Below are 17,019 nucleotides of genomic sequence, written 5' to 3' on the forward strand. Positions count from 1 at the left end.
GCCCTGTTTCGTATGACGGTTATTCCGGCTGCTGCGGTTGCTGGCGCACCCAGAGGTCGGCGTATTTGACGAAGGTGGAGTGGGCGGAGAGGATCGCCAGCAGCAACCCCTGCTTGCCATCGAGGAAGCCTGCCTTGAGCAGGTACATCTTGATGAAGCAGCCGACGGCATGCATCAGCCCCTGACTGAGGGAGCCCTTCTTGCCGCGAGCGGTGCGCTGATCGGCCCAAGCGCGGGCATAACCGGCCGATTTGACCAGATAGTGCTCCAGATCCCGATAGGTGAAGTGGTGCAGGTCGCCGTAAAGGTTGACGATCTTCATGTTGGCGCGCACCTCCACCTTCTCGTGCACCAGCGCCTCGTTGTAGCTGGTGAGTGCCTTGGGATAGAGGCGCAGCACCCGATCCGGATACCAGCCACTGTGGCGGATAAAGCGGCCAAAGACCCAGGAGAGGCGCGGCAGCGAGTAGATGGTGTCGCTGGCCGGATTGGCCATCACGTTGGCAATGGCGGTTTTCAGCTCGGGGGTGAGCCGCTCGTCGGCATCCAGCCACAGCACCCAGTCGGATTGCACATGGGACTGGGCCAGTCGGCGCTGTTTGCCAAAGCCGGGCCACTTGGCGTTGACGAAGAAACGGGCCCCAAATTCGGCGGCGATGGCCGGGGTCTCGTCCTGACTGCCCGAGTCCAGAATGACGATCTCGTCCACCAGTCCGTCGAGGGAGGCGAGGCACTTGCGCAGGTTGTCGGCTTCATTCTTGACGATCAGAACGGCAGCCAGAGTCGGTTTTTTCACGAAATGGGGCTCTCGGTTGTTGCCCGTCTGGCGGGACATGCTCGAATTGGCGCCCATTCTAGCCTAAAAGCGTGGCCGGGGCATGGCTTGGGTGGTGGCTGGCCGAGGCAAAGCAGAGGCGATTACCAAGGAGCTTCTGTTATTTATCCGGTCGCTGCTTGTGGCGCGTAATCTCGCCCGGCCGAGGCAAAGCAGAGGCGACTACCAAGGATCTTCTGTTATTTATCCGACCATTCTTGGGGCATAATCTCGCCCAGTGATGATTAACCGCCGGGCCAGACCCGAGAGAAGACGCGTAATGAAAATATTGGTGATCGGCCCCTCCTGGGTCGGCGACATGGTGATGTCCCAGAGTCTCTACAAGGCGATCAAGGCCAACCATCCGGAGTGCGAGCTGCACGTGATGGCCCCCGCCTGGTGCTGCGCCCTGCTGGAGCGGATGCCGGAGGTGGACAAGGCGATCACCATGCCCCTTGGCCACGGTGACTTCAAGCTGGTGGCGCGCCGCCGCCTCGGCAAGCTGCTGGCAGCCGAGAAGTACGATCAGGCCATCGTCCAGCCCAACTCCATGAAATCGGCGCTGATCCCCTGGTTTGCCCGCATTCCGGTGCGTACCGGCTGGAAAGGGGAGCACCGCTTCGGCCTGCTCAACGATATGCGCAGCAACAAGTCCGCCTTCCCGCTGATGGTGGAGGGCTATCTGGCGCTCGCTTATCCCAAGGCGCAGATGAAGAGCCGGGCCGATATTCCGACCATTCCCCATCCCTCTCTGCACGTCGATCTGGTCAACCAGAGCAAGGCGCTGGAGCGACTGGGGCTGGATCGCGCCCGCCCGGTGCTGGTGCTCTGCCCCGGTGCCGAGTTTGGCCCGGCCAAGCGCTGGCCGGAGGGGCACTACGCCGTGGTGGCCCAGCAGCATCTGGACGAGGGGTGGCAGGTGTGGATCTTCGGTTCCAACAAGGATGTACCGGTAGCCAACACCATCCGGGATCGGGTCAACCTGCTGACTCGCCCCAACTGCCACGTGCTGGCGGGCAAGACCAGCCTGCACGAGGCGATCGATCTGATGGCGCTGGCCAGCCGGGTCATCTCCAACGACTCCGGCCTGATGCACATCGCCGCCGCCCTTAACCGGCCGCTGGTGGGCGTCTATGGCTCCACCTCGCCGCTCTACACCCCGCCGCTGGCGGATCGGGTCGAGATCGTTCACACCGACATCGAGTGCCGCCCCTGCTTCAAGCGCACCTGCAAGTTCGGACATCTCAAGTGCCTGATCGACCTGGCGCCGGAGCAGGTGGTCGATGCCTGCAAGAAGCTGGAGCAGAGTCAGTAAGATGCCCTACCGTCTGCTCTACAACCTGCTGATCCATCTGGGATTGCCGCTGGCGCTGCTGGCCCTCTACAAGTCGAAGAAAGGCAAGCCCGGTTTTGGCAAGCGCTGGGCCGAGCATCTCGGGCGGCTGCCCGCCACCGGACAGGAGGCGCCGCTCTGGATCCATGCGGTGAGCGTGGGGGAGACGCTGGCCATCACGCCGCTCATTCGTGCCCTCAAGGCGGAGCGACCCGATCTGCCGATCCTGCTCACCACCACCACCCGCACCGGCGCCGATCAGGCTGCCAGGCTGGGGGATCTGGTGATCCATCGCTACGCGCCGCTCGACTACCCCTGGGCCATTGCCGCCTTTCTCGACACCTTCAAGCCGCGCGCGCTCTGGGTGATGGAGACCGAGCTGTGGCCGAATTGGCTGGCCGCCTGTGAGGCGCGCCACCTGCCGGTGACCATCATCAACGCCCGTCTTTCCGAGCGTTCCTGCCAGCGTTATGCCCGCTTCCACGGCGCCTTCGATGCCCTGAGCCGGCCGCTGACCCATCTGCTCTGCCAGCATCAGGATGACGCCGACCGCTTCGTCCGCCTCGGCATCGAGCGTTCGCGGCTGGCGGTGACCGGCTCCATCAAGTTCGATATCCAGTTTGGTGACGAGGTGCAGGCCAAAGGTCGTGCCCTGCGCCAGCAGCTGGGGGCGGATCGGCCGGTCTGGATCGCCGCCAGCACCCATCTGGGTGAGGACGAGCAGGTGCTGGCCGCCTTCGATCTGCTGCTCAAACGCCATCCCGCTGCGCTGCTCATTCTGGTGCCGCGCCACCCCGAGCGGTTCGATCGGGTGGCCGAGCTGTGCGCCCCTTATGGCTGCGTGCGGCGCACTGATGGTGCTGCGGTGAGTGCGGAGGATAAGGTCTATCTCGGCGATACCATGGGCGAGCTGCCGCTGATGCTGGCGGCGGCTGATGTGGCCTTCGTCGGCGGCAGTCTGGTGAAGATTGGCGGTCACAACCTGCTGGAGCCGGCAGCCCTCGGCAAGCCCTGCCTGACCGGTCCCGCCTACTTCAACTTCAGCGACATCACCCGCCAGCTGGTGGCTCAGGGGGGCGCCGCCGTTGTGGCCGACGCCGCCGAGCTGGGCGAGCGGGTGAGCCAGCTGTTTGCCGACGGCAACGCCCGCCGCGAGATGGGCGAGCAGGCCCGCGCCGTGGTGCTGCGCAATCAGGGTGCGCTGGCACGTACTCTCTCGCACTGCCTCACTGCGCTGGAGAACGACTGAGTTTCAGCCTTTCATACATCTCAGCCATAAAAAAACGGAGCGCGATGCGCTCCGTTTTGTTTTTGGCGGTGACCGGAATTAGCGAACGATCAGCCCCAGCAGGATGCCGACCACACCGAAGTCGGAGTCGCTGAAGGTGGTGTTGGCAAAGCCGAGGTCGCCCAGCACCGGCAGCAGGAACACCGGCAGGATGGTGAGCAGCAGCAGGCCGTTGGCGAAGGCACCCAGAATGGCGCCGCGACGACCACCGGTGGCGTTGCCGAACACCCCGGCAGCAGCGCCGACGAAGAAGTGTGGTACTACGCCCGGGATGATGACGGTCAGACCCATGGCGTAGAGCAGCGCCATCCCCACCAGACCGGCGGCAAAGCTCGACAGGAAGCCGATCAGCACGGCGTTGGGGGCGTAGGGGAAGACGATAGGGCAGTCGAGAGCCGGCTTGGCGTTCGGCACCAGCTTGTCGGAGATCCCCTTGAAGGCCGGAACGATCTCGGCGATGACCATCCGCACACCCTGCAGGATGACGTAGACACCGGCGGCGAAGGTGATGGACTGCATCAGGGAGAACATGAACCAGTGCTTGCCCTTGGCGACGCTGGAGACAAACTCGGGGCCGGCGAAGGCGGAGGTCACCAGGAAGATGATGCCCATGGTGAAGGAGATGGCCACCGGGGTATCACGCAGGAACAGCAGGCTCTTGGGTACCTGTACATCTTCGCAGCTGTGGGCCTTGTTGCCGAACTTGGCGCCGATCAGGGCGGAGAGCACGTAGGAGCAGGTGGAGAAGTGGCCCAGCGCCACGTCATCGGAGCCGGTGATCTGCTTCATGAAGGGGTGGGCGATGGCCGGGAAGAAGACCATGGCGACGCCTACCACCAGACTGCCCACCGCGATCAGCGGCACGCCGCTCATGCCGCCGGCAGAGAGGATCACCGCCACCATCATCGACATGAACAGGGTGTGGTGACCGGTCAGGAAGATGAATTTCCACGGGGTCAGACGGGCGATCAGGATGTTCACCAGCATGGCGAAGAACATGATCATCGCCATCTCCTTGCCAAACGAGGTCTGGGCGATGGAGACGATGGCTTCGTTGTTGGGGACGACCCCCTTGATGCCGAAGGCGTGCTGGAAGATGACGGCAAAGTCACCCAGCGAGTTGATCACCAGAGTGGCACCGGCCCCCAGAATGACGAAACCCATGATGGTCTTGACCGTGCCCTTGATGCACTCGGTCACCGGTTTCTTCTGGGCAATCAGGCCGATAAGTGCGATCAGGCCGACCAGCACGGCGGGCTCGGACAGCACGTCAAACATCAGAAAGTTGAAAAATTCCATGGTCAGCTCCTGGCAACGGAAGATGCGGCCCGCAGGCCGCATGGAGGATCCTTAGAGGGCGCCCAGTTCGCGCAGGGCGGTGGCGAGCTTCTCTTTCATCGCGGCCTTGTCGACCATGTTGTCGAGGGCCACCAGACGGCCGTTGACGCCCATGCTCTGTAACTGCTCGGCGATGTCGCGGGTGGCGACAAAGATCTCGGCGCTTTCACTACCGGCGGAGGCCAGATCGCGGTGATCCACCTCGGCGGTGACCGCCAGCTCTTTCAGGATGCTCTTGATGCTCATCTCCATCATCAGGCTGGTGCCCAGACCGTGACCGCATACAACCAGAATTTTCATTGTTTCTTCCTCTGTCAGGTGCGCAGTGGCGCAGATCAGTAGCGCGCCAGAATGCGCAGGATGTCGTCTTTGGTGTCGGCAGCGATGATGGCCGCCACGTCCTCTTCATTCATAAACAGCTCGGCCAGCTGGGCGATGGTCTCCACGTGGGAGTTGCTGTCGCTGGCGGCCAGGGTGATCAGCAGCCGGATCGGGTCGTTGCCCTCGGAATCGAAGTTGACCCCCTGCCTGATGACGGTCAGCCCCAGACCCAGCCGGTTGACGCCGTCTTCGGGGCGGGCATGGGGCATCGCCAGACCGGGGCCCAGTACGTAGTAGGGGCCGAGCTCTTCATGAGAGCGAAACAGCGCCGCCACGTAGGAGGGTTCGATGGTGCCATTGGCCAGCAGGGGCGCCGTCGCCAGCTCGATGGCGTGACGCCAGTCGCGGGCTGCGGGTTCGATGCGGATGACATCCTCGGTCAGCAGTTGAGTCAGCATGGTGGTGATCCGGCTAGTTATGATGGCGCCAATCTATCGATCTTGCGGTGGTGAAACTGTGAGGGTGATCGCGAAAGTTAGCGCTATCAGATAGCGCTAACATCAAACTGTGATAGCGCTATCACTTCACCCATTAACGGGAGTCATCCTGCCCTCATTGTGGGGGAAAGAGAGTAGAATCGGCCTTGAGCAAATGGTCAGTGGCGCTCTTTTGCCTTAAAGTGAGCAGCCGCAAGTCGAGGATGGGATGGATGTCAGAAGCAAAGAAGCGCCGTAGCACGGGTCGGGTGACCCTCAACGATGTGGCCCAGCTGGCTGGTGTGGGGGCCATGACGGTTTCCCGTGCCCTGCGCACGCCGGAGATGGTCTCCGACAGGATGCGCGAGCGCATCGAAGCTGCGGTGGAAGAGCTCGGCTATATCCCCAATCGGGCCGCCGGGGCGTTGGCCTCTGCGACTTCCCAGACCATCGTAGTGATCGTCCCGAGTCTGGCGGAAGCGGGCTGTGGCGAGGTGATCGCTGGCCTGCAACAGACCCTGCTCGAGGAGGGTTACCAGATCATGCTGGGGGATGCTCAGCATCTGAAGCAGCAGGAAGAGCGCCTGCTGACCAGTTTTTTGCAGCACAATCCGGCGGCGGTGGTGCTGTTTGGTGGCGATCCCGGCGAGACGATCCGTACTCGCCTGAAAGCTGCCCGTTTGCCAGTGGTTGAGGTGGGTGCCATGGCCCGCAGCCCCATCGACATGAACGTGGGGGTCTCCAACTTCGATGCCGGTTATCAGCTCACCCGCCACCTTATCGAGCGGGGCTACCGCAATATCGGTTTTCTCTGTGCCCGTCAGGAGCAGTGGATGCTGCAACAGCGGATGCAGGGCTGGCAGAAGGCGCTGCTCGACAACTACCTCTCCCCCGATGCCATCATCAACACCTCTGAGCGGCCCAGCTTCAGCACCGGCGCCACCATGCTGGGGGAATTTCTGCTGCGCTGGCCCGAGCTGGACGCGCTGATCTGCGTCAACGACGAACTGGCGGCCGGGGTACTGTTCGAGTGCCAGCGTCGCCATTTGAATGTGCCGGGCAAACTCGCCATCGCCGGATTTGACGATCTGGATGTGGCGCGCGCCTGTTATCCGACCCTTACTTCGGTCAAGATCCCCTATCGCAAAATGGGACAGGAGGCTGCCGAGCTGATCCTGCGCCAACTGGCCGGGGAGCCCGTGATGGGCACCGCGCTGGCTCTCGATTTTCAACTGCAAAAGCGTCAAAGCAGCTGATCCCCGTTTCACACGTCATCAAAGAGGCAACCATGTTCAAGGCTCTGTTACTGGAAAACCAAGACGGCAAGACTGTACCGACTCTGACCCGGCTGGCCGAGAGCCAGTTGCCGGAAGGTGAGGTGCGGGTAGCGGTCGCTTACAGCTCCATCAACTACAAGGACGGACTGGCCATCACCGGCAAGGGCAAGATAGTGCGCCAGTGGCCGCTGGTGCCCGGCATCGACTTCGCCGGTACCGTGCTCGAATCTGCCGACAGCCGCTATCAGCCCGGCGACAAGGTGGTGCTGACCGGTTGGGGCGTGGGCGAAGGGCATTGGGGCGGCATGGCCGAACAGGCGCGGGTCAAGGGGGACTGGCTGGTGCCGTTGCCCGCCGTGCTGGATGAGCGCCAGGCCATGTGCATCGGTACCGCCGGTCTCACCGCCATGCTCTGCGTGCTGGCGCTGGAAGAGGCGGGCATTACTCCAGATAGCGGCGAGGTGCTGGTCACCGGTGCGGCAGGCGGTGTGGGGGCCACCTCGGTTGCCCTGCTGGCAGCCCTTGGCTATCAGGTGGCGGCGCTGACCGGTCGTCCCGAAGAGCAGGGCGCCATGCTGACCGCACTGGGTGCCAGCCGCATCGTGCCACGCAGTGAACTGCTGGTGCCCGCCAAACCGCTGGAGAAGCAGCTGTGGGCCGCTGCCATCGATACCGTCGGCAGTCAGGTGCTGGCCAAGCTGCTGGCCCAGATGAACTATGGCGGTGCCGTGGCGGCCTGCGGGTTGGCGGGCGGTTTTGATCTGCCGACCAGTGTGATGCCCTTTATCCTGCGCAACGTGCGGTTGCAGGGGGTCGATTCGGTGATGTGCCCGTTTGAACGTCGTCAACTGGCGTGGCAGCGACTGGCACGGGATCTTCCCGCCAGCTTCTTTGAACAGGCGATCACCGAGATTGGGCTGGAGCAGGTAGTGGAGGCCGCCGAAGCCATCACGCAAGGCCAGATCGCCGGCCGGACCCTGGTCAAACTTTGAACTCTCTCTGACTGGCGAGCCCGACAATTCCGGATAAAATTGGAGTGCGGGTGAACTATCCAAGGAGAGTGAAGATGGGTGGACACAAGCCGGATTACGACTCCTCTGATGATGATTGGGAGCCGGATTCCTGGGAAGAAGAGCTGGATCAGTGGGAAGATGAAAGCTGGCAGGATGATGACACTTTCGATGACCAGTGAACCACGGCATTGAACGAACAGGCGGGCTTTGGGCCCGCCTGATTTTTTTGCCGCGCTCACATGGCTGAGCGTTCGTCCTTGGTCAGGGGCGGGGCGCTGGGTAGAATGAACTGCCCAAATGACGCTCAAGGATGACTATGCGACTCTCCATCATATTGTTGGCTGCCCTGCTGGGTGGCTGTGTCTCCAACGATGATCCCTGCGAGAAGGTATGGAGTGAGGTGGGGGAGGCGGATGGCAAGCTGGGCTTCACCACCGAGCGGATCGAGTTCCATCAGGGGCAATGTGGCAAGAAGGTGGATCCTGAACTGTGGAAGCAGGGACATCAGAAGGGATTGGCATGGTATTGCCGCCCCGAGCATCTCTATCTGGCTGGCCGTTCAGGCGAGGAGTATCGCGGCGTTTGCCCGAATGATATCCAGGCGCGCAGATTGTTCGAACAGGGGCGTCAGGGGTGGACCGATCAATAACGCCCTGACAGGGAGGGGCGTTACTCCTCTTTCAAACGCAGCGGTTGGCAGAGGCAACCCTTGTCATTGGCACTGCGGGCGCACTTGCTGCAGACAAACTTGGGTTTGCGCACGATTTTTCTCAGCGCCTTGAGATCGGTGGGGATCTCGTGACGGCGCCATTCACACAGGGTTTTGCTGCCCATAACGACTACCTCTACGACTTGACGGCCGTATTGTAATCGATTTTCATTTCGAATAAACCGGCAAAGCTCGCTTATTGGCCGATATGCCAATAAGCGATTGTTTCGGGAGGGATTACTGGTAGAGGAACTTGGTGAAGATAAGCTCGCGCACCGCTTTCTTGCCGGTCTCTTTCACCAGCAGTTCGTTGACGGTTGTCTCGCACTCCTTGCGCAGTTCTTCTCGGTTGGTCAGGGACTTCACTTGATCGGCATTTTTGCTGCCAATCAGGCGGATGATGGCATCGCGGATCAACGGGTCATGCTGCTCCAGCAGCTTGAGATCGGCTTCGTTTTCTGCCATCAGCTCTACCGTGACCCGGATATAACCGAGGGTTTTGCTATCACTCAGGTAGTTGGTGATGATGTCGGGATCGAGCGCGTGGTAGGAGAAACCAGGCTTGGCAGCCCCCTCTGCGCCCTCGGCGGGCGGCTCATCTTCAGCCAGAGCTTGCTGCTGCAGGGCGCCACAGCTCAGTAACAACACCAGCAGAATTTTGAATATCTTCATATAGATGGCTCATCAGCAAGAGATAACCCATTTTTGATGTTGCCATCGGGGCCGTCAAGCACGGATGTTCTTACATTTCGCTATTGATTTACGGATAATAAACCGGATTTTAACCTGAACACGGAAATCTCTGGATGGTGAAGCTGTGAAGTCCGAGTTGACTGTTCCCCTCACGCCGTTAAGCGGGTGGCTGGCCCCCGAATGTTGCGAATTGCCCGCCAGCTTGCGCCCCTGGCTGCTGGAGCCCGGCTCCATGACCCGGCGTCTGCGTCAGCACAATCGCCACTTTTCGGTGGAGTGGCTGGGCAATCACCCGGTCGCCCTTACTGCCGATGAGCAGTGGCTGGTGGATTCGGCCTCGCCGGCCGGTACCTGCCGCGAGGTGATCCTGCACGGGGATCGTGGGCCCGCCGTGCTGGGCTGGACCCTGTTTGCCGATGACGCATTGCAAGGGAGCGGCATTGCCGAGCTTGGCGAGCAGCCGCTGGGTGAGCGGGTATTTGGCCATGAGCCTGCCCGCCGCGATTATCTGCAGCTGGCCCGTTTCGATATTGCCGCCAATCCCCGTTGCCCGGCCGCCACTGTCTGGGGGCGTCGTTCCCGTCTGTTTCTGGGGCAGTGGCCACTGCTGGTGCACGAGCTGTTTCTGCCCTCTCTCGTCTGTGACAAGGAGTTGGAGTGAATCTGTTAACCAAGGAGCGGGGACTTGCCTATATGCAGTTGGCCCGCGTCGACAAACCCATAGGCACTCTGCTGCTGCTGTGGCCAACCCTGTGGGCGCTCTGGCTGGCCGCTGGTGGCCTGCCCAATCTCTGGGTGCTGACCGTGTTTGTGGTCGGCGTCTTTCTGATGCGCTCGGCAGGGTGCGTGATCAACGACTATGCGGATCGCAACTTCGACGGCCATGTCAAACGCACCGCTGGTCGCCCCTTGCCCACGGGCAGAGTCAAGCCGTGGGAGGTGTTGGCGCTCTTCTTCGTGCTGGCGCTTATTTCGTTTGGTCTGGTGCTGACCATGAATCCGCTCACCATCGGCCTGTCGTTTGTCGCCCTGCTGCTGGCGGTGAGCTACCCCTTCATGAAGCGCTTTATCTCGAACCCCCAGCTGGTGCTCGGGATGGCCTTCTCCTGGTCGATCCCGATGGCCTATGCGGCCCAGGCGGATGCCCTGCCGCTGGTGGCCTGGCTGCTCTTCTTCGCCAACCTGCTCTGGACCGTGGCTTACGACACCCAGTACGCCATGGTGGATCGGGATGACGACCTCAAGATCGGCCTCAAATCCAGCGCCATCCTGTTTGGTCGTTACGACAAACGGATCATCGGCGCATTGCAACTATCGACGCTGCTGCTGTTGCTGGCGGTCGGGCAACTGATGACGCTGGGGGGCTGGTATTACTGGGGATTGCTGGGGGCTGCGGTGTTGTTTGTCTATCAGCAGCGGCTCATTCGCGAGCGGCAGCGGGAAGCCTGCTTCCAGGCGTTTCTCAACAACAACTATGTGGGGGCGCTGGTGTTTGCCGGTCTGGTGCTTGACTACCTGCTGGCGTGACATGTTCCCGCGCAGACTCCGATAAAAATGAAGGCCGCATCATGCGGCCTTCTTTGTTTGCGTTGCAGATTAGAGCTGATTGCCTGCCTGAATGGTGCGGCGGATCTTGTTGCTCAGCAGCGGCACTATGTTGTCTGCCAGCGCCTGGAAGCGGCCGAGATCCGGCTTGCACTCGGGGGAGAGGTAGCCCTCCTTGCGCAAGGTGTGGATCAGGGTGCTGAACAGCTTCTGGTCGAAGAACTCGGGGGCGTTGATGCCGTGCAGGGTGCCGAGGCGCTCTGCCATCATCAGGCCATCCGCCTCCAGCTGCTCCGCCTCGATATGGGGCTGGGCCAGCACCCGGGTCAGCACGATGGCGTAGCGTTGCAGGGTCTCCTGAATGCTCTCCGCCAGCAGCAGCAGGCGCATCTGGTTGGCCGGATTGACCCAGTAGCCGTCATCGCGGGTCTCGATCAGTTGCTGGGTCTGCAGCGCGTCGAGCAGGCTGTCGACCAGCGCCGGCAGCTCCTCCTCTTCATAACGCAGGAACAGCTCGGTCTTGAGCAGCGGATAGATGTCGATGCAACGGGCCATGATCTCGCTGCGGGAGATCCCTTCGCACCGTTCGATCAATGCCGCCACCAGAGAGGGCATGGCGAACAGGTGGAGGATGTTGTTGCGGTAGTAGGTCAGCAGGATCGCCTGATAGCGGTCCAGACTGATGATCTGCCCCAGTTTGTCCTCGCTCACCTCGAACTTGTTGAGCTCCATCGCCTGATCCAGCAGGGTCTTGGCATCCTCATCCGGAATGGTGCTCTGCGGGCTGTAGGGCACCGCCTTGAGCAGATCCAGATAGGTGTTGAGCTGGGCCTGCAACTCGTCGCGGGTCAGGGCGTGGCGCTCGGCGGCCAGCAGCGCCAGCGCACTCAGGGTCAGGCCGTTGACCGCGGCAGCGCCGTTGATGCGGGTCATCAGCAGTTCGGCCAGATTGTTGACGGTGCCCGCCATCCACTCCGGACGCTCCTCTTCCCCGATGTGCTTTTTCCAGTCGGGAATATGTTCGCTCAGGTAGCTGTTGAGGGTCAGCGGTTCGCCGAAGTTGACGAAGCCACGGCCGTAGTTACGCAGCTTGCGCAGGATGCCGAGCACCTGCAGGAAGCTCTCCTTCTCCTTGCGGCTCCCTTTGAGCTCGTTGTGGTAGGTGTTCACCTCCATCACGTGCTCGTAGCCCAGATAGACCGGCACTAGAGTGACCGGCCTGTCCAGCCCGCGCATCATTGCCTGCAGGGTCATCGCCAGCATGCCGGTCTTGGGCGGTAGCAGGCGACCGGTACGGGAGCGACCACCTTCGGTGAAGAACTCTACCGAGTAACCCTTGGCAAACAGCAGGTTGAGGTATTCCCGGAATACCGTGCTGTAGAGCGGGTTGCCCTTGAAGGTGCGGCGAATGAAGAAGGCACCGCCGTGGCGGAAAATCGGGCCCGCCGGCCAGAAGTTGAGGTTGATGCCTGCCGCGATATGGGGCGGCACCATCCCCTGGTGGTAGATGACGTAGGAGAGCAGCAGGTAGTCCATGTGGCTGCGGTGGCAGGGGACGTAGACGATCTCGTGCCCTTCCTGCGCCAACTGGCGTACCTTCTCGGCGCCATTGACCGACAAACCGCGGTAGAGCTTGTTCCACAGCCAGCCGAGGAAGCTCTCGCCCAGGCGGATTAGACGGTAAGAGAAGTTGGAGGCGATCTCGTCCATGTAGCCATGGGCGCGCTTTTGCGCCTTCTCGAGGCTGATCCCCTCGCGCTGGGCCTCCTCTTCAATCGCCTGCTGGATCACCGCGGAGTCGAGCAACTGCTTGAACAGCAGGTTGCGGTTCGGCAGTTTCGGGCCGGTGGCAGCCAGCTGCTGGCGGCTGAAGTGGGTACGGGCCACTCGTGCCAGCTTGTGGGCGATGGCCTCGTCGGTGCCGTGCTTGTCGGCCATGTAGCGCAGGGAGAGCGGCGGCGAGAAGCGCACCAGATTCTCGCGACCCTTGAGGATCACGATAAGCGCCTTCTTCAGCCGGTTCGGCGCCAGGCTGCTGATGATGTTGAGGCCGGAGGCTTCTTCCCCTTCCCGACCCGGAGCGCGGCCCCAGAACAGGGTGACGGGCACTACCTGGATATCCAGCTCGGGATCCTGCTTGTGCAGATCCAGCAGCTGGTGGAACTCCTGCAGGAAGGGGAGCGGTTTGCTGCGTTTGCCAAACAGGGGAGGCGGACGATCCAGACAGACATAGCGCGGCAGCAGCTGGCCATTCAGTTCCAGCGGCGTGAAGGGACCGGGCAGACCGAGATCCTCGCAGCACTGCTGCAAGGTCATCAGGTCGGTGATCGAACTGGTTTTCAGGGCATAGACGATGGGTCTGGCCGGATCCAGATTGAGTTCTGTGATGGGATTTTCCGGCAGGCTCTTGTGATTGACCAAGCCGCTGACCGGCCATTGCAAGATGGCTCTGGAAATCTTCTGTCCTAGGGACATGTGCGTCTGCTCTCCAAAAAAATGCGGCGTGAGCATAGCAAATCGACAGCCCCTTGTCGCCGAGAGGTACGATGAGTCGGCTGCGCAGGATCAAAACAGCAGTAAATGAGGGGTTGGTTGCGACAAATGTCAGCTGCGCCTTGCCTTGGCCACTGCACTGTATATACTGCCAGTGTGCTGTATAAAAAGACAGGTGCCAATTCTATGAAACCCCTTACCCCCCGCCAGGCCGAAGTGCTGGAGCTGATCAAGGTGAACATGAGCGAGACCGGTATGCCGCCGACTCGTGCCGAGATTGCCCAGAAGCTTGGTTTCAAGTCGGCCAATGCGGCCGAAGAACATCTGAAGGCCCTGGCCAAAAAAGGGGTCATCGAGATCATGCCGGGCACGTCCCGCGGCATTCGCCTGTTGCTCGAAGAGGAAGAGGTGCTGGAAGAGAGCGGCCTGCCGCTCATCGGCAAGGTCGCTGCCGGTGAACCTATCCTGGCTCAGGAGCATATCGAAAGCCACTATCAGGTTGATCCCGCCCTGTTCCATCCGCGCGCAGATTTTCTGCTGCGGGTACAGGGGATGAGCATGAAGAACATCGGCATTCTGGATGGCGATCTGCTGGCGGTGCACAAGACCCAGGAGGTGCGCAACGGTCAGGTAGTGGTCGCCCGTCTCGATGAGGATGTCACCGTCAAGCGCTTCCAGCGCAAGGGCAGTCAGGTATGGCTGCTGCCGGAAAATGAAGAGCTCTCCCCCATCGAGGTGGATCTCTCCTGCCAGCAGCTCACCATCGAAGGGCTGGCGGTCGGAGTAATCCGCAACGCCGACTGGATGTAATCATCCCCGCCAACTGCGTTTGCCACACGGCCTCCTTCGGGAGGCCGTGCTGTTTCTGGTGCACTTTCCCTGTCATATCAAACAGATCATCGGCGGCGGCATTTTTGTCCTGTGCGACCGGCTACCAATCATCCATTTCAGATATATGCTCAGATCAGTGCCCTGTCGCCGAGACTGGGCTTGGCACCTCCCTCTGACCATCACAATGCGTCGGTACGGGAGGGCCGGTAACAACGAGAATCGGGCAGTACACCTTCACGGGATATGAAGGGGGAGTGGGGAGATCCCGAACCTTGTCAGGCAAAGGGGACCACTCGTAATGGTTGCAGATAGTCGTGACGGGCCTGTTCCCAGTTCAGGCCGACGAAGCAACATGACCTGTCGGTCAAGGAGGACTGGTATGGCATCAAGATCGCCATGGGATTCAGAGGCTGGGGCTGCGCCAGCGGAATCGTCAATCACCCGTTTCGTCAAAGGTAGCCGGATGACCTGGTTTTACGGTCTCTGGCTGCACCATCGTGGTTCGCACTGGACGCTCTGGCTGGGATGCCCGAAAGAGAAGGTGGTGCGTCTGGTATTGCTGTTCAAGCGTGGTCATGGCGATCGCCAGGGGGAAGAGGGCTGGCTGGCCCCCGTGATTCCCATCGGCGTGCGGGCCATCGGCAAGATGTTGCAGCAGGGACGCAACGCTCGCCCCTGAGCAGAAGAGACAAACAAATCCATCCATAACCGGCACCCGAGGGGGCCGGTTTTTTTATGGCCGCAACTGGCGATTAATTATGCCAAATGGTCGACTCCTGACAGGGCGTTGCACAAGGTTGAACCACCTTGGCGGCTCGCTGGGGTACAATGCCCCCTCTTGTCCGGTCACTGCTGGCCATCTGCCTCGAACTGAAAGGGTCTCTTGTTATGATGAAGCTCCGCTATCCCTTGCTCTTTCTGCTGCTGACAGCCTGCCTGATCCTGGTGTTCTACGCCACGCAGCCAGAGCAGCCGGAACAGGCCGATTATTATCCGGCGGGGCGGGACATCAATGATTTCGCCTTTACCGATGCGGACAACCAGCCGTTCACTCCTGCCAACCTTAAGGGGCACTGGACCTTCCTGTTTGTCGGTTACACCTTCTGCCCCGATATTTGCCCCACCACCCTGGCAGATATGCGTTCCGTCTATGACCAACTGAAGAAGATGGCGCCCGACAGTCAGGTGGTGTTTATCTCGGCGGATCCCCAGCGTGATGATATTCCACGTCTCAAGACCTATACCGCCTTCTTCAATCCCGAGTTCAAGGCGGCCACTGCCCCCCACGACAAGCTGTTCCCGTTCGTGCGCAATCTGGGGCTGATCTACTCCATCGCCAATCAGGGGGAGAAGGATTACCTGATCGATCACTCCGCCTCCATCGTGCTCATCAATCCCAAGGGCAAGCTGCAGGCGGTATTCCGCCCGCAGGTGGCGCCGGGTCAGGTACCACGGGTGCAGATGGCCACCATGCTCTCTGACTTCGCCCGCATCCTGAAGCTGACAGGCCACTGAGCGTGACCCCAGCTGTTGCCTCCTGGTGGCGAGATCCCTCTCGCCACCGCGCCGTCTTTGCGCTCGCTCTGCCCATGGTTTTTTCCAATATCACCACCCCCTTGCTGGGGCTGGTGGACACCTGGGTGATCGGTCATCTCGGTCAGGCCTGGTTTCTGGGGGGCGTCTCGGTCGGTGCGACCCTGATCAACCTCATCTTCTGGCTGCTCGGCTTTTTGCGGATGTCGACCACCGGGCTGACGGCGCAGGCGCACGGCGCCGCCGATGGTCGTGCCCAGCTCGATACCCTGCTGCGGGCGCTGGGGCTGGCCATTGCTCTTGGCCTGGCGCTGCTGTTGTTGCTCTTCCCCCTGTTGCCACGACTGATCGCCCTGAGTGGCGGCTCGCCCGAGGTGCAGCTCTATGCGGGCCAATATGTGGCGGTGCGGATCTGGAGCGCTCCGGCGGCGCTCTGCAATCTGGTGGTCATGGGCTGGCTGTTGGGGATGCAGGATGCCCGCAGCCCCATGGTGATGTTGATCCTCACCAATCTGGTCAACATGGCGCTCGATGCCCTGTTTGTGCTGGGGCTCGGCTGGCAGGTGCGGGGTGTGGCGGCGGCCTCGGTCATGGCGGACTACTGCGCGCTGGCAGTCGGTATCTGGCTGGTACGCCGTCAGCTGCGGCAACTGGCGCCGACGGTGTGGCAGGATGGTTGGCAGCGCTGGCGGCAGCTTGCGCCCATGGTGCGGCTGCTCGGTCTCAACCGCGATATCTTCCTGCGCTCCCTCTGTTTGCAGCTCTGCTTCGCCTTCATGACTCTGCAAGGGGCGCGGCTGGGGGATGTGGCGGTGGCCGCCAATGCGGTGCTGCTCAACTTCCTGATGCTCATCTCCTATGGGCTCGATGGTTTTGCCTATGCGGTGGAGGCCATGGTAGGGCGAGCCATCGGTCAGCGGGATCGGCAGAAACTGCGGGAGGCCATCGTGCTCAATCTGGGCTGGGCCGCCCTCATCGCCAGTGGTTTTACCCTGGTGTTTGCCCTCTTTGGTGCCCAACTTATCGGCTATATCACCGACATTCCGGCCGTGGTGGCGGAGGCAAATCATCAGCTTCCCTGGCTGATCGCCATGCCCTTGTTGGCGGTCTGGTGTTTCCTGCTGGATGGTGTCTTTATCGGGGCGACCCGGGCGAAGGAGATGCGCAACAGCATGTTGCTGGCCGCGTTTGGCGGCTTCTTCCCGATCTGGTGGCTCTGTCAGTCGTGGGGCGTAGCCGCGTTATGGGCGGCGATGGCGGCGCTGATGGTGGGGCGCGGTCTGTCTCTGGGGGTCACTTGCTGGCGGCTGGAGCGCAGCGGGCATCTGCTCGACGCCCGCCACTGATCATCGGTG

The 17,019-nt window shown here is 61.4% G+C and carries 19 protein-coding genes; 12 read left to right on the forward strand and 7 right to left on the reverse strand.

All coding sequences use genetic code 11. The features are described from left to right. Window positions 1-19: 19 nt before the first annotated feature. A complete protein-coding gene (locus AB5Z09_RS06895) occupies window positions 20-796 on the reverse strand; it encodes a glycosyltransferase family 2 protein (protein WP_031227896.1) in 777 nt (258 codons plus the stop codon). A gap of 298 nt (window positions 797-1,094) precedes the next feature. On the opposite strand from AB5Z09_RS06895, the gene waaF reads away from it, so the two are divergent. Together waaF and waaA are read left to right on the forward strand one after the other, a co-directional pair. Beyond that, window positions 1,095-2,129: a lipopolysaccharide heptosyltransferase II gene (waaF, locus tag AB5Z09_RS06900; protein WP_368194930.1), complete on the forward strand. Its 1,035-nt coding sequence runs from the start codon at window positions 1,095-1,097 to the stop codon at window positions 2,127-2,129. A 1-nt stretch (window position 2,130) separates the two neighbouring features. Further along, complete coding sequence (waaA, locus tag AB5Z09_RS06905; RefSeq protein ID WP_368194931.1) at window positions 2,131-3,396, forward strand: lipid IV(A) 3-deoxy-D-manno-octulosonic acid transferase; 1,266 nt, start codon at window positions 2,131-2,133, stop codon at window positions 3,394-3,396. 78 nt (window positions 3,397-3,474) lie between these two features. On the opposite strand, the gene AB5Z09_RS06910 is transcribed toward waaA, so the two are convergent. Genes AB5Z09_RS06910 through AB5Z09_RS06920 form a run of 3 tightly spaced genes read right to left on the reverse strand, consistent with a single transcriptional unit; the run spans window position 3,475 to window position 5,552 of the window. Next, window positions 3,475-4,734 (reverse strand): PTS ascorbate transporter subunit IIC, encoded by a 1,260-nt coding sequence (locus AB5Z09_RS06910; protein ID WP_042030406.1) that lies wholly within the window; start codon window positions 4,732-4,734, stop codon window positions 3,475-3,477. A gap of 51 nt (window positions 4,735-4,785) precedes the next feature. Further along, a complete protein-coding gene (locus tag AB5Z09_RS06915; RefSeq protein WP_139406838.1) occupies window positions 4,786-5,073 on the reverse strand; it encodes a PTS sugar transporter subunit IIB in 288 nt (95 codons plus the stop codon). Window positions 5,074-5,108: 35 nt separating this feature from the next. Continuing rightward, entirely contained in the window at window positions 5,109-5,552 is a 444-nt protein-coding gene (locus AB5Z09_RS06920) for a PTS sugar transporter subunit IIA (RefSeq protein ID WP_201931714.1), read from the reverse strand. A gap of 251 nt (window positions 5,553-5,803) precedes the next feature. Here AB5Z09_RS06920 and AB5Z09_RS06925 point away from each other — a divergent pair, with 251 nt between their 5' ends. The 4 genes from AB5Z09_RS06925 to AB5Z09_RS06940 all read left to right on the forward strand — a co-directional run bounded on the left by AB5Z09_RS06925 (window position 5,804) and on the right by AB5Z09_RS06940 (window position 8,509). Continuing rightward, window positions 5,804-6,826 carry a LacI family DNA-binding transcriptional regulator gene (locus AB5Z09_RS06925; protein ID WP_323876438.1) on the forward strand — a complete coding sequence of 341 codons (1,023 nt, stop codon included), beginning with the start codon at window positions 5,804-5,806 and terminating at the stop codon, window positions 6,824-6,826. A 32-nt stretch (window positions 6,827-6,858) separates the two neighbouring features. Next, window positions 6,859-7,839: an MDR family oxidoreductase gene (locus AB5Z09_RS06930; protein ID WP_368171170.1), complete on the forward strand. Its 981-nt coding sequence runs from the start codon at window positions 6,859-6,861 to the stop codon at window positions 7,837-7,839. A gap of 74 nt (window positions 7,840-7,913) precedes the next feature. After that, the gene (locus tag AB5Z09_RS06935; protein ID WP_005339521.1) at window positions 7,914-8,039 is read left to right on the forward strand and encodes a hypothetical protein; all 126 of its coding nucleotides are present in this window, start codon (window positions 7,914-7,916) and stop codon (window positions 8,037-8,039) included. A 137-nt stretch (window positions 8,040-8,176) separates the two neighbouring features. Then, window positions 8,177-8,509, forward strand: a complete 333-nt coding sequence (locus AB5Z09_RS06940; protein WP_021231543.1) for a DUF2799 domain-containing protein — start codon at window positions 8,177-8,179, stop codon at window positions 8,507-8,509. A gap of 20 nt (window positions 8,510-8,529) precedes the next feature. On the opposite strand, the gene AB5Z09_RS06945 is transcribed toward AB5Z09_RS06940, so the two are convergent. Together AB5Z09_RS06945 and AB5Z09_RS06950 are read right to left on the reverse strand one after the other, a co-directional pair. Then, on the reverse strand, window positions 8,530-8,694 hold the full coding sequence (locus AB5Z09_RS06945; protein WP_368194932.1) for a hypothetical protein: 165 nt from the start codon (window positions 8,692-8,694) through the stop codon (window positions 8,530-8,532). A 112-nt stretch (window positions 8,695-8,806) separates the two neighbouring features. Further along, a complete protein-coding gene (locus AB5Z09_RS06950; RefSeq protein ID WP_005339527.1) occupies window positions 8,807-9,241 on the reverse strand; it encodes a flagellar basal body-associated protein FliL in 435 nt (144 codons plus the stop codon). Between the two features lie 145 nt (window positions 9,242-9,386). Between AB5Z09_RS06950 and AB5Z09_RS06955 the strand changes: the two genes are divergently transcribed. Then, window positions 9,387-9,923, forward strand: coding sequence for a chorismate lyase (locus AB5Z09_RS06955; RefSeq protein ID WP_139398996.1), 537 nt, complete (start codon window positions 9,387-9,389; stop codon window positions 9,921-9,923). Beyond that, a complete protein-coding gene (gene ubiA, locus AB5Z09_RS06960; protein WP_005339536.1) occupies window positions 9,920-10,789 on the forward strand; it encodes a 4-hydroxybenzoate octaprenyltransferase in 870 nt (289 codons plus the stop codon). Before AB5Z09_RS06955 ends, ubiA begins: the two co-directional genes overlap by 4 nt. Window positions 10,790-10,858: 69 nt before the next feature. Here ubiA and plsB read toward each other — a convergent pair whose 3' ends face one another. After that, window positions 10,859-13,282: a glycerol-3-phosphate 1-O-acyltransferase PlsB gene (plsB, locus tag AB5Z09_RS06965; protein WP_019446525.1), complete on the reverse strand. Its 2,424-nt coding sequence runs from the start codon at window positions 13,280-13,282 to the stop codon at window positions 10,859-10,861. Window positions 13,283-13,486: 204 nt separating this feature from the next. Between plsB and lexA the strand changes: the two genes are divergently transcribed. From lexA to dinF, 4 genes are all read left to right on the forward strand, one after another. Further along, window positions 13,487-14,110 carry a transcriptional repressor LexA gene (gene lexA / locus AB5Z09_RS06970; protein WP_005339540.1) on the forward strand — a complete coding sequence of 208 codons (624 nt, stop codon included), beginning with the start codon at window positions 13,487-13,489 and terminating at the stop codon, window positions 14,108-14,110. A 484-nt stretch (window positions 14,111-14,594) separates the two neighbouring features. Beyond that, a complete protein-coding gene (locus tag AB5Z09_RS06975) occupies window positions 14,595-14,810 on the forward strand; it encodes a hypothetical protein (RefSeq protein ID WP_019446524.1) in 216 nt (71 codons plus the stop codon). 209 nt (window positions 14,811-15,019) lie between these two features. Beyond that, entirely contained in the window at window positions 15,020-15,646 is a 627-nt protein-coding gene (locus AB5Z09_RS06980; protein ID WP_005357419.1) for an SCO family protein, read from the forward strand. Between the two features lie 2 nt (window positions 15,647-15,648). Next, window positions 15,649-17,010 (forward strand): MATE family efflux transporter DinF, encoded by a 1,362-nt coding sequence (gene dinF / locus AB5Z09_RS06985; RefSeq protein ID WP_368194933.1) that lies wholly within the window; start codon window positions 15,649-15,651, stop codon window positions 17,008-17,010. The last annotated feature ends 9 nt before the right edge of the window (window positions 17,011-17,019 follow it).

The organism is Aeromonas sp. R2-2 (genome assembly GCF_040908355.1).
GTDB lineage: Bacteria > Pseudomonadota > Gammaproteobacteria > Enterobacterales > Aeromonadaceae > Aeromonas > Aeromonas veronii.

What these genes read in the sequence shown, in the direction of transcription:
- plsB (WP_019446525.1), bottom strand. Translation starts at nt 13,282, where the DNA reads ATGTCCCTAGGACAGAAGATTTCCAGAGCCATCTTGCAATGGCCGGTC.
- AB5Z09_RS06935 (WP_005339521.1), top strand. Translation starts at nt 7,914, where the DNA reads ATGGGTGGACACAAGCCGGATTACGACTCCTCTGATGATGATTGGGAG.
- AB5Z09_RS06975 (WP_019446524.1), top strand. Translation starts at nt 14,595, where the DNA reads ATGACCTGGTTTTACGGTCTCTGGCTGCACCATCGTGGTTCGCACTGG.
- AB5Z09_RS06910 (WP_042030406.1), bottom strand. Translation starts at nt 4,734, where the DNA reads ATGGAATTTTTCAACTTTCTGATGTTTGACGTGCTGTCCGAGCCCGCC.
- AB5Z09_RS06950 (WP_005339527.1), bottom strand. Translation starts at nt 9,241, where the DNA reads ATGAAGATATTCAAAATTCTGCTGGTGTTGTTACTGAGCTGTGGCGCC.
- AB5Z09_RS06925 (WP_323876438.1), top strand. Translation starts at nt 5,804, where the DNA reads ATGTCAGAAGCAAAGAAGCGCCGTAGCACGGGTCGGGTGACCCTCAAC.
- AB5Z09_RS06980 (WP_005357419.1), top strand. Translation starts at nt 15,020, where the DNA reads ATGATGAAGCTCCGCTATCCCTTGCTCTTTCTGCTGCTGACAGCCTGC.
- waaA (WP_368194931.1), top strand. Translation starts at nt 2,131, where the DNA reads ATGCCCTACCGTCTGCTCTACAACCTGCTGATCCATCTGGGATTGCCG.
- AB5Z09_RS06945 (WP_368194932.1), bottom strand. Translation starts at nt 8,694, where the DNA reads ATGGGCAGCAAAACCCTGTGTGAATGGCGCCGTCACGAGATCCCCACC.
- AB5Z09_RS06915 (WP_139406838.1), bottom strand. Translation starts at nt 5,073, where the DNA reads ATGAAAATTCTGGTTGTATGCGGTCACGGTCTGGGCACCAGCCTGATG.
- waaF (WP_368194930.1), top strand. Translation starts at nt 1,095, where the DNA reads ATGAAAATATTGGTGATCGGCCCCTCCTGGGTCGGCGACATGGTGATG.
- AB5Z09_RS06940 (WP_021231543.1), top strand. Translation starts at nt 8,177, where the DNA reads ATGCGACTCTCCATCATATTGTTGGCTGCCCTGCTGGGTGGCTGTGTC.
- lexA (WP_005339540.1), top strand. Translation starts at nt 13,487, where the DNA reads ATGAAACCCCTTACCCCCCGCCAGGCCGAAGTGCTGGAGCTGATCAAG.
- AB5Z09_RS06930 (WP_368171170.1), top strand. Translation starts at nt 6,859, where the DNA reads ATGTTCAAGGCTCTGTTACTGGAAAACCAAGACGGCAAGACTGTACCG.
- AB5Z09_RS06920 (WP_201931714.1), bottom strand. Translation starts at nt 5,552, where the DNA reads ATGCTGACTCAACTGCTGACCGAGGATGTCATCCGCATCGAACCCGCA.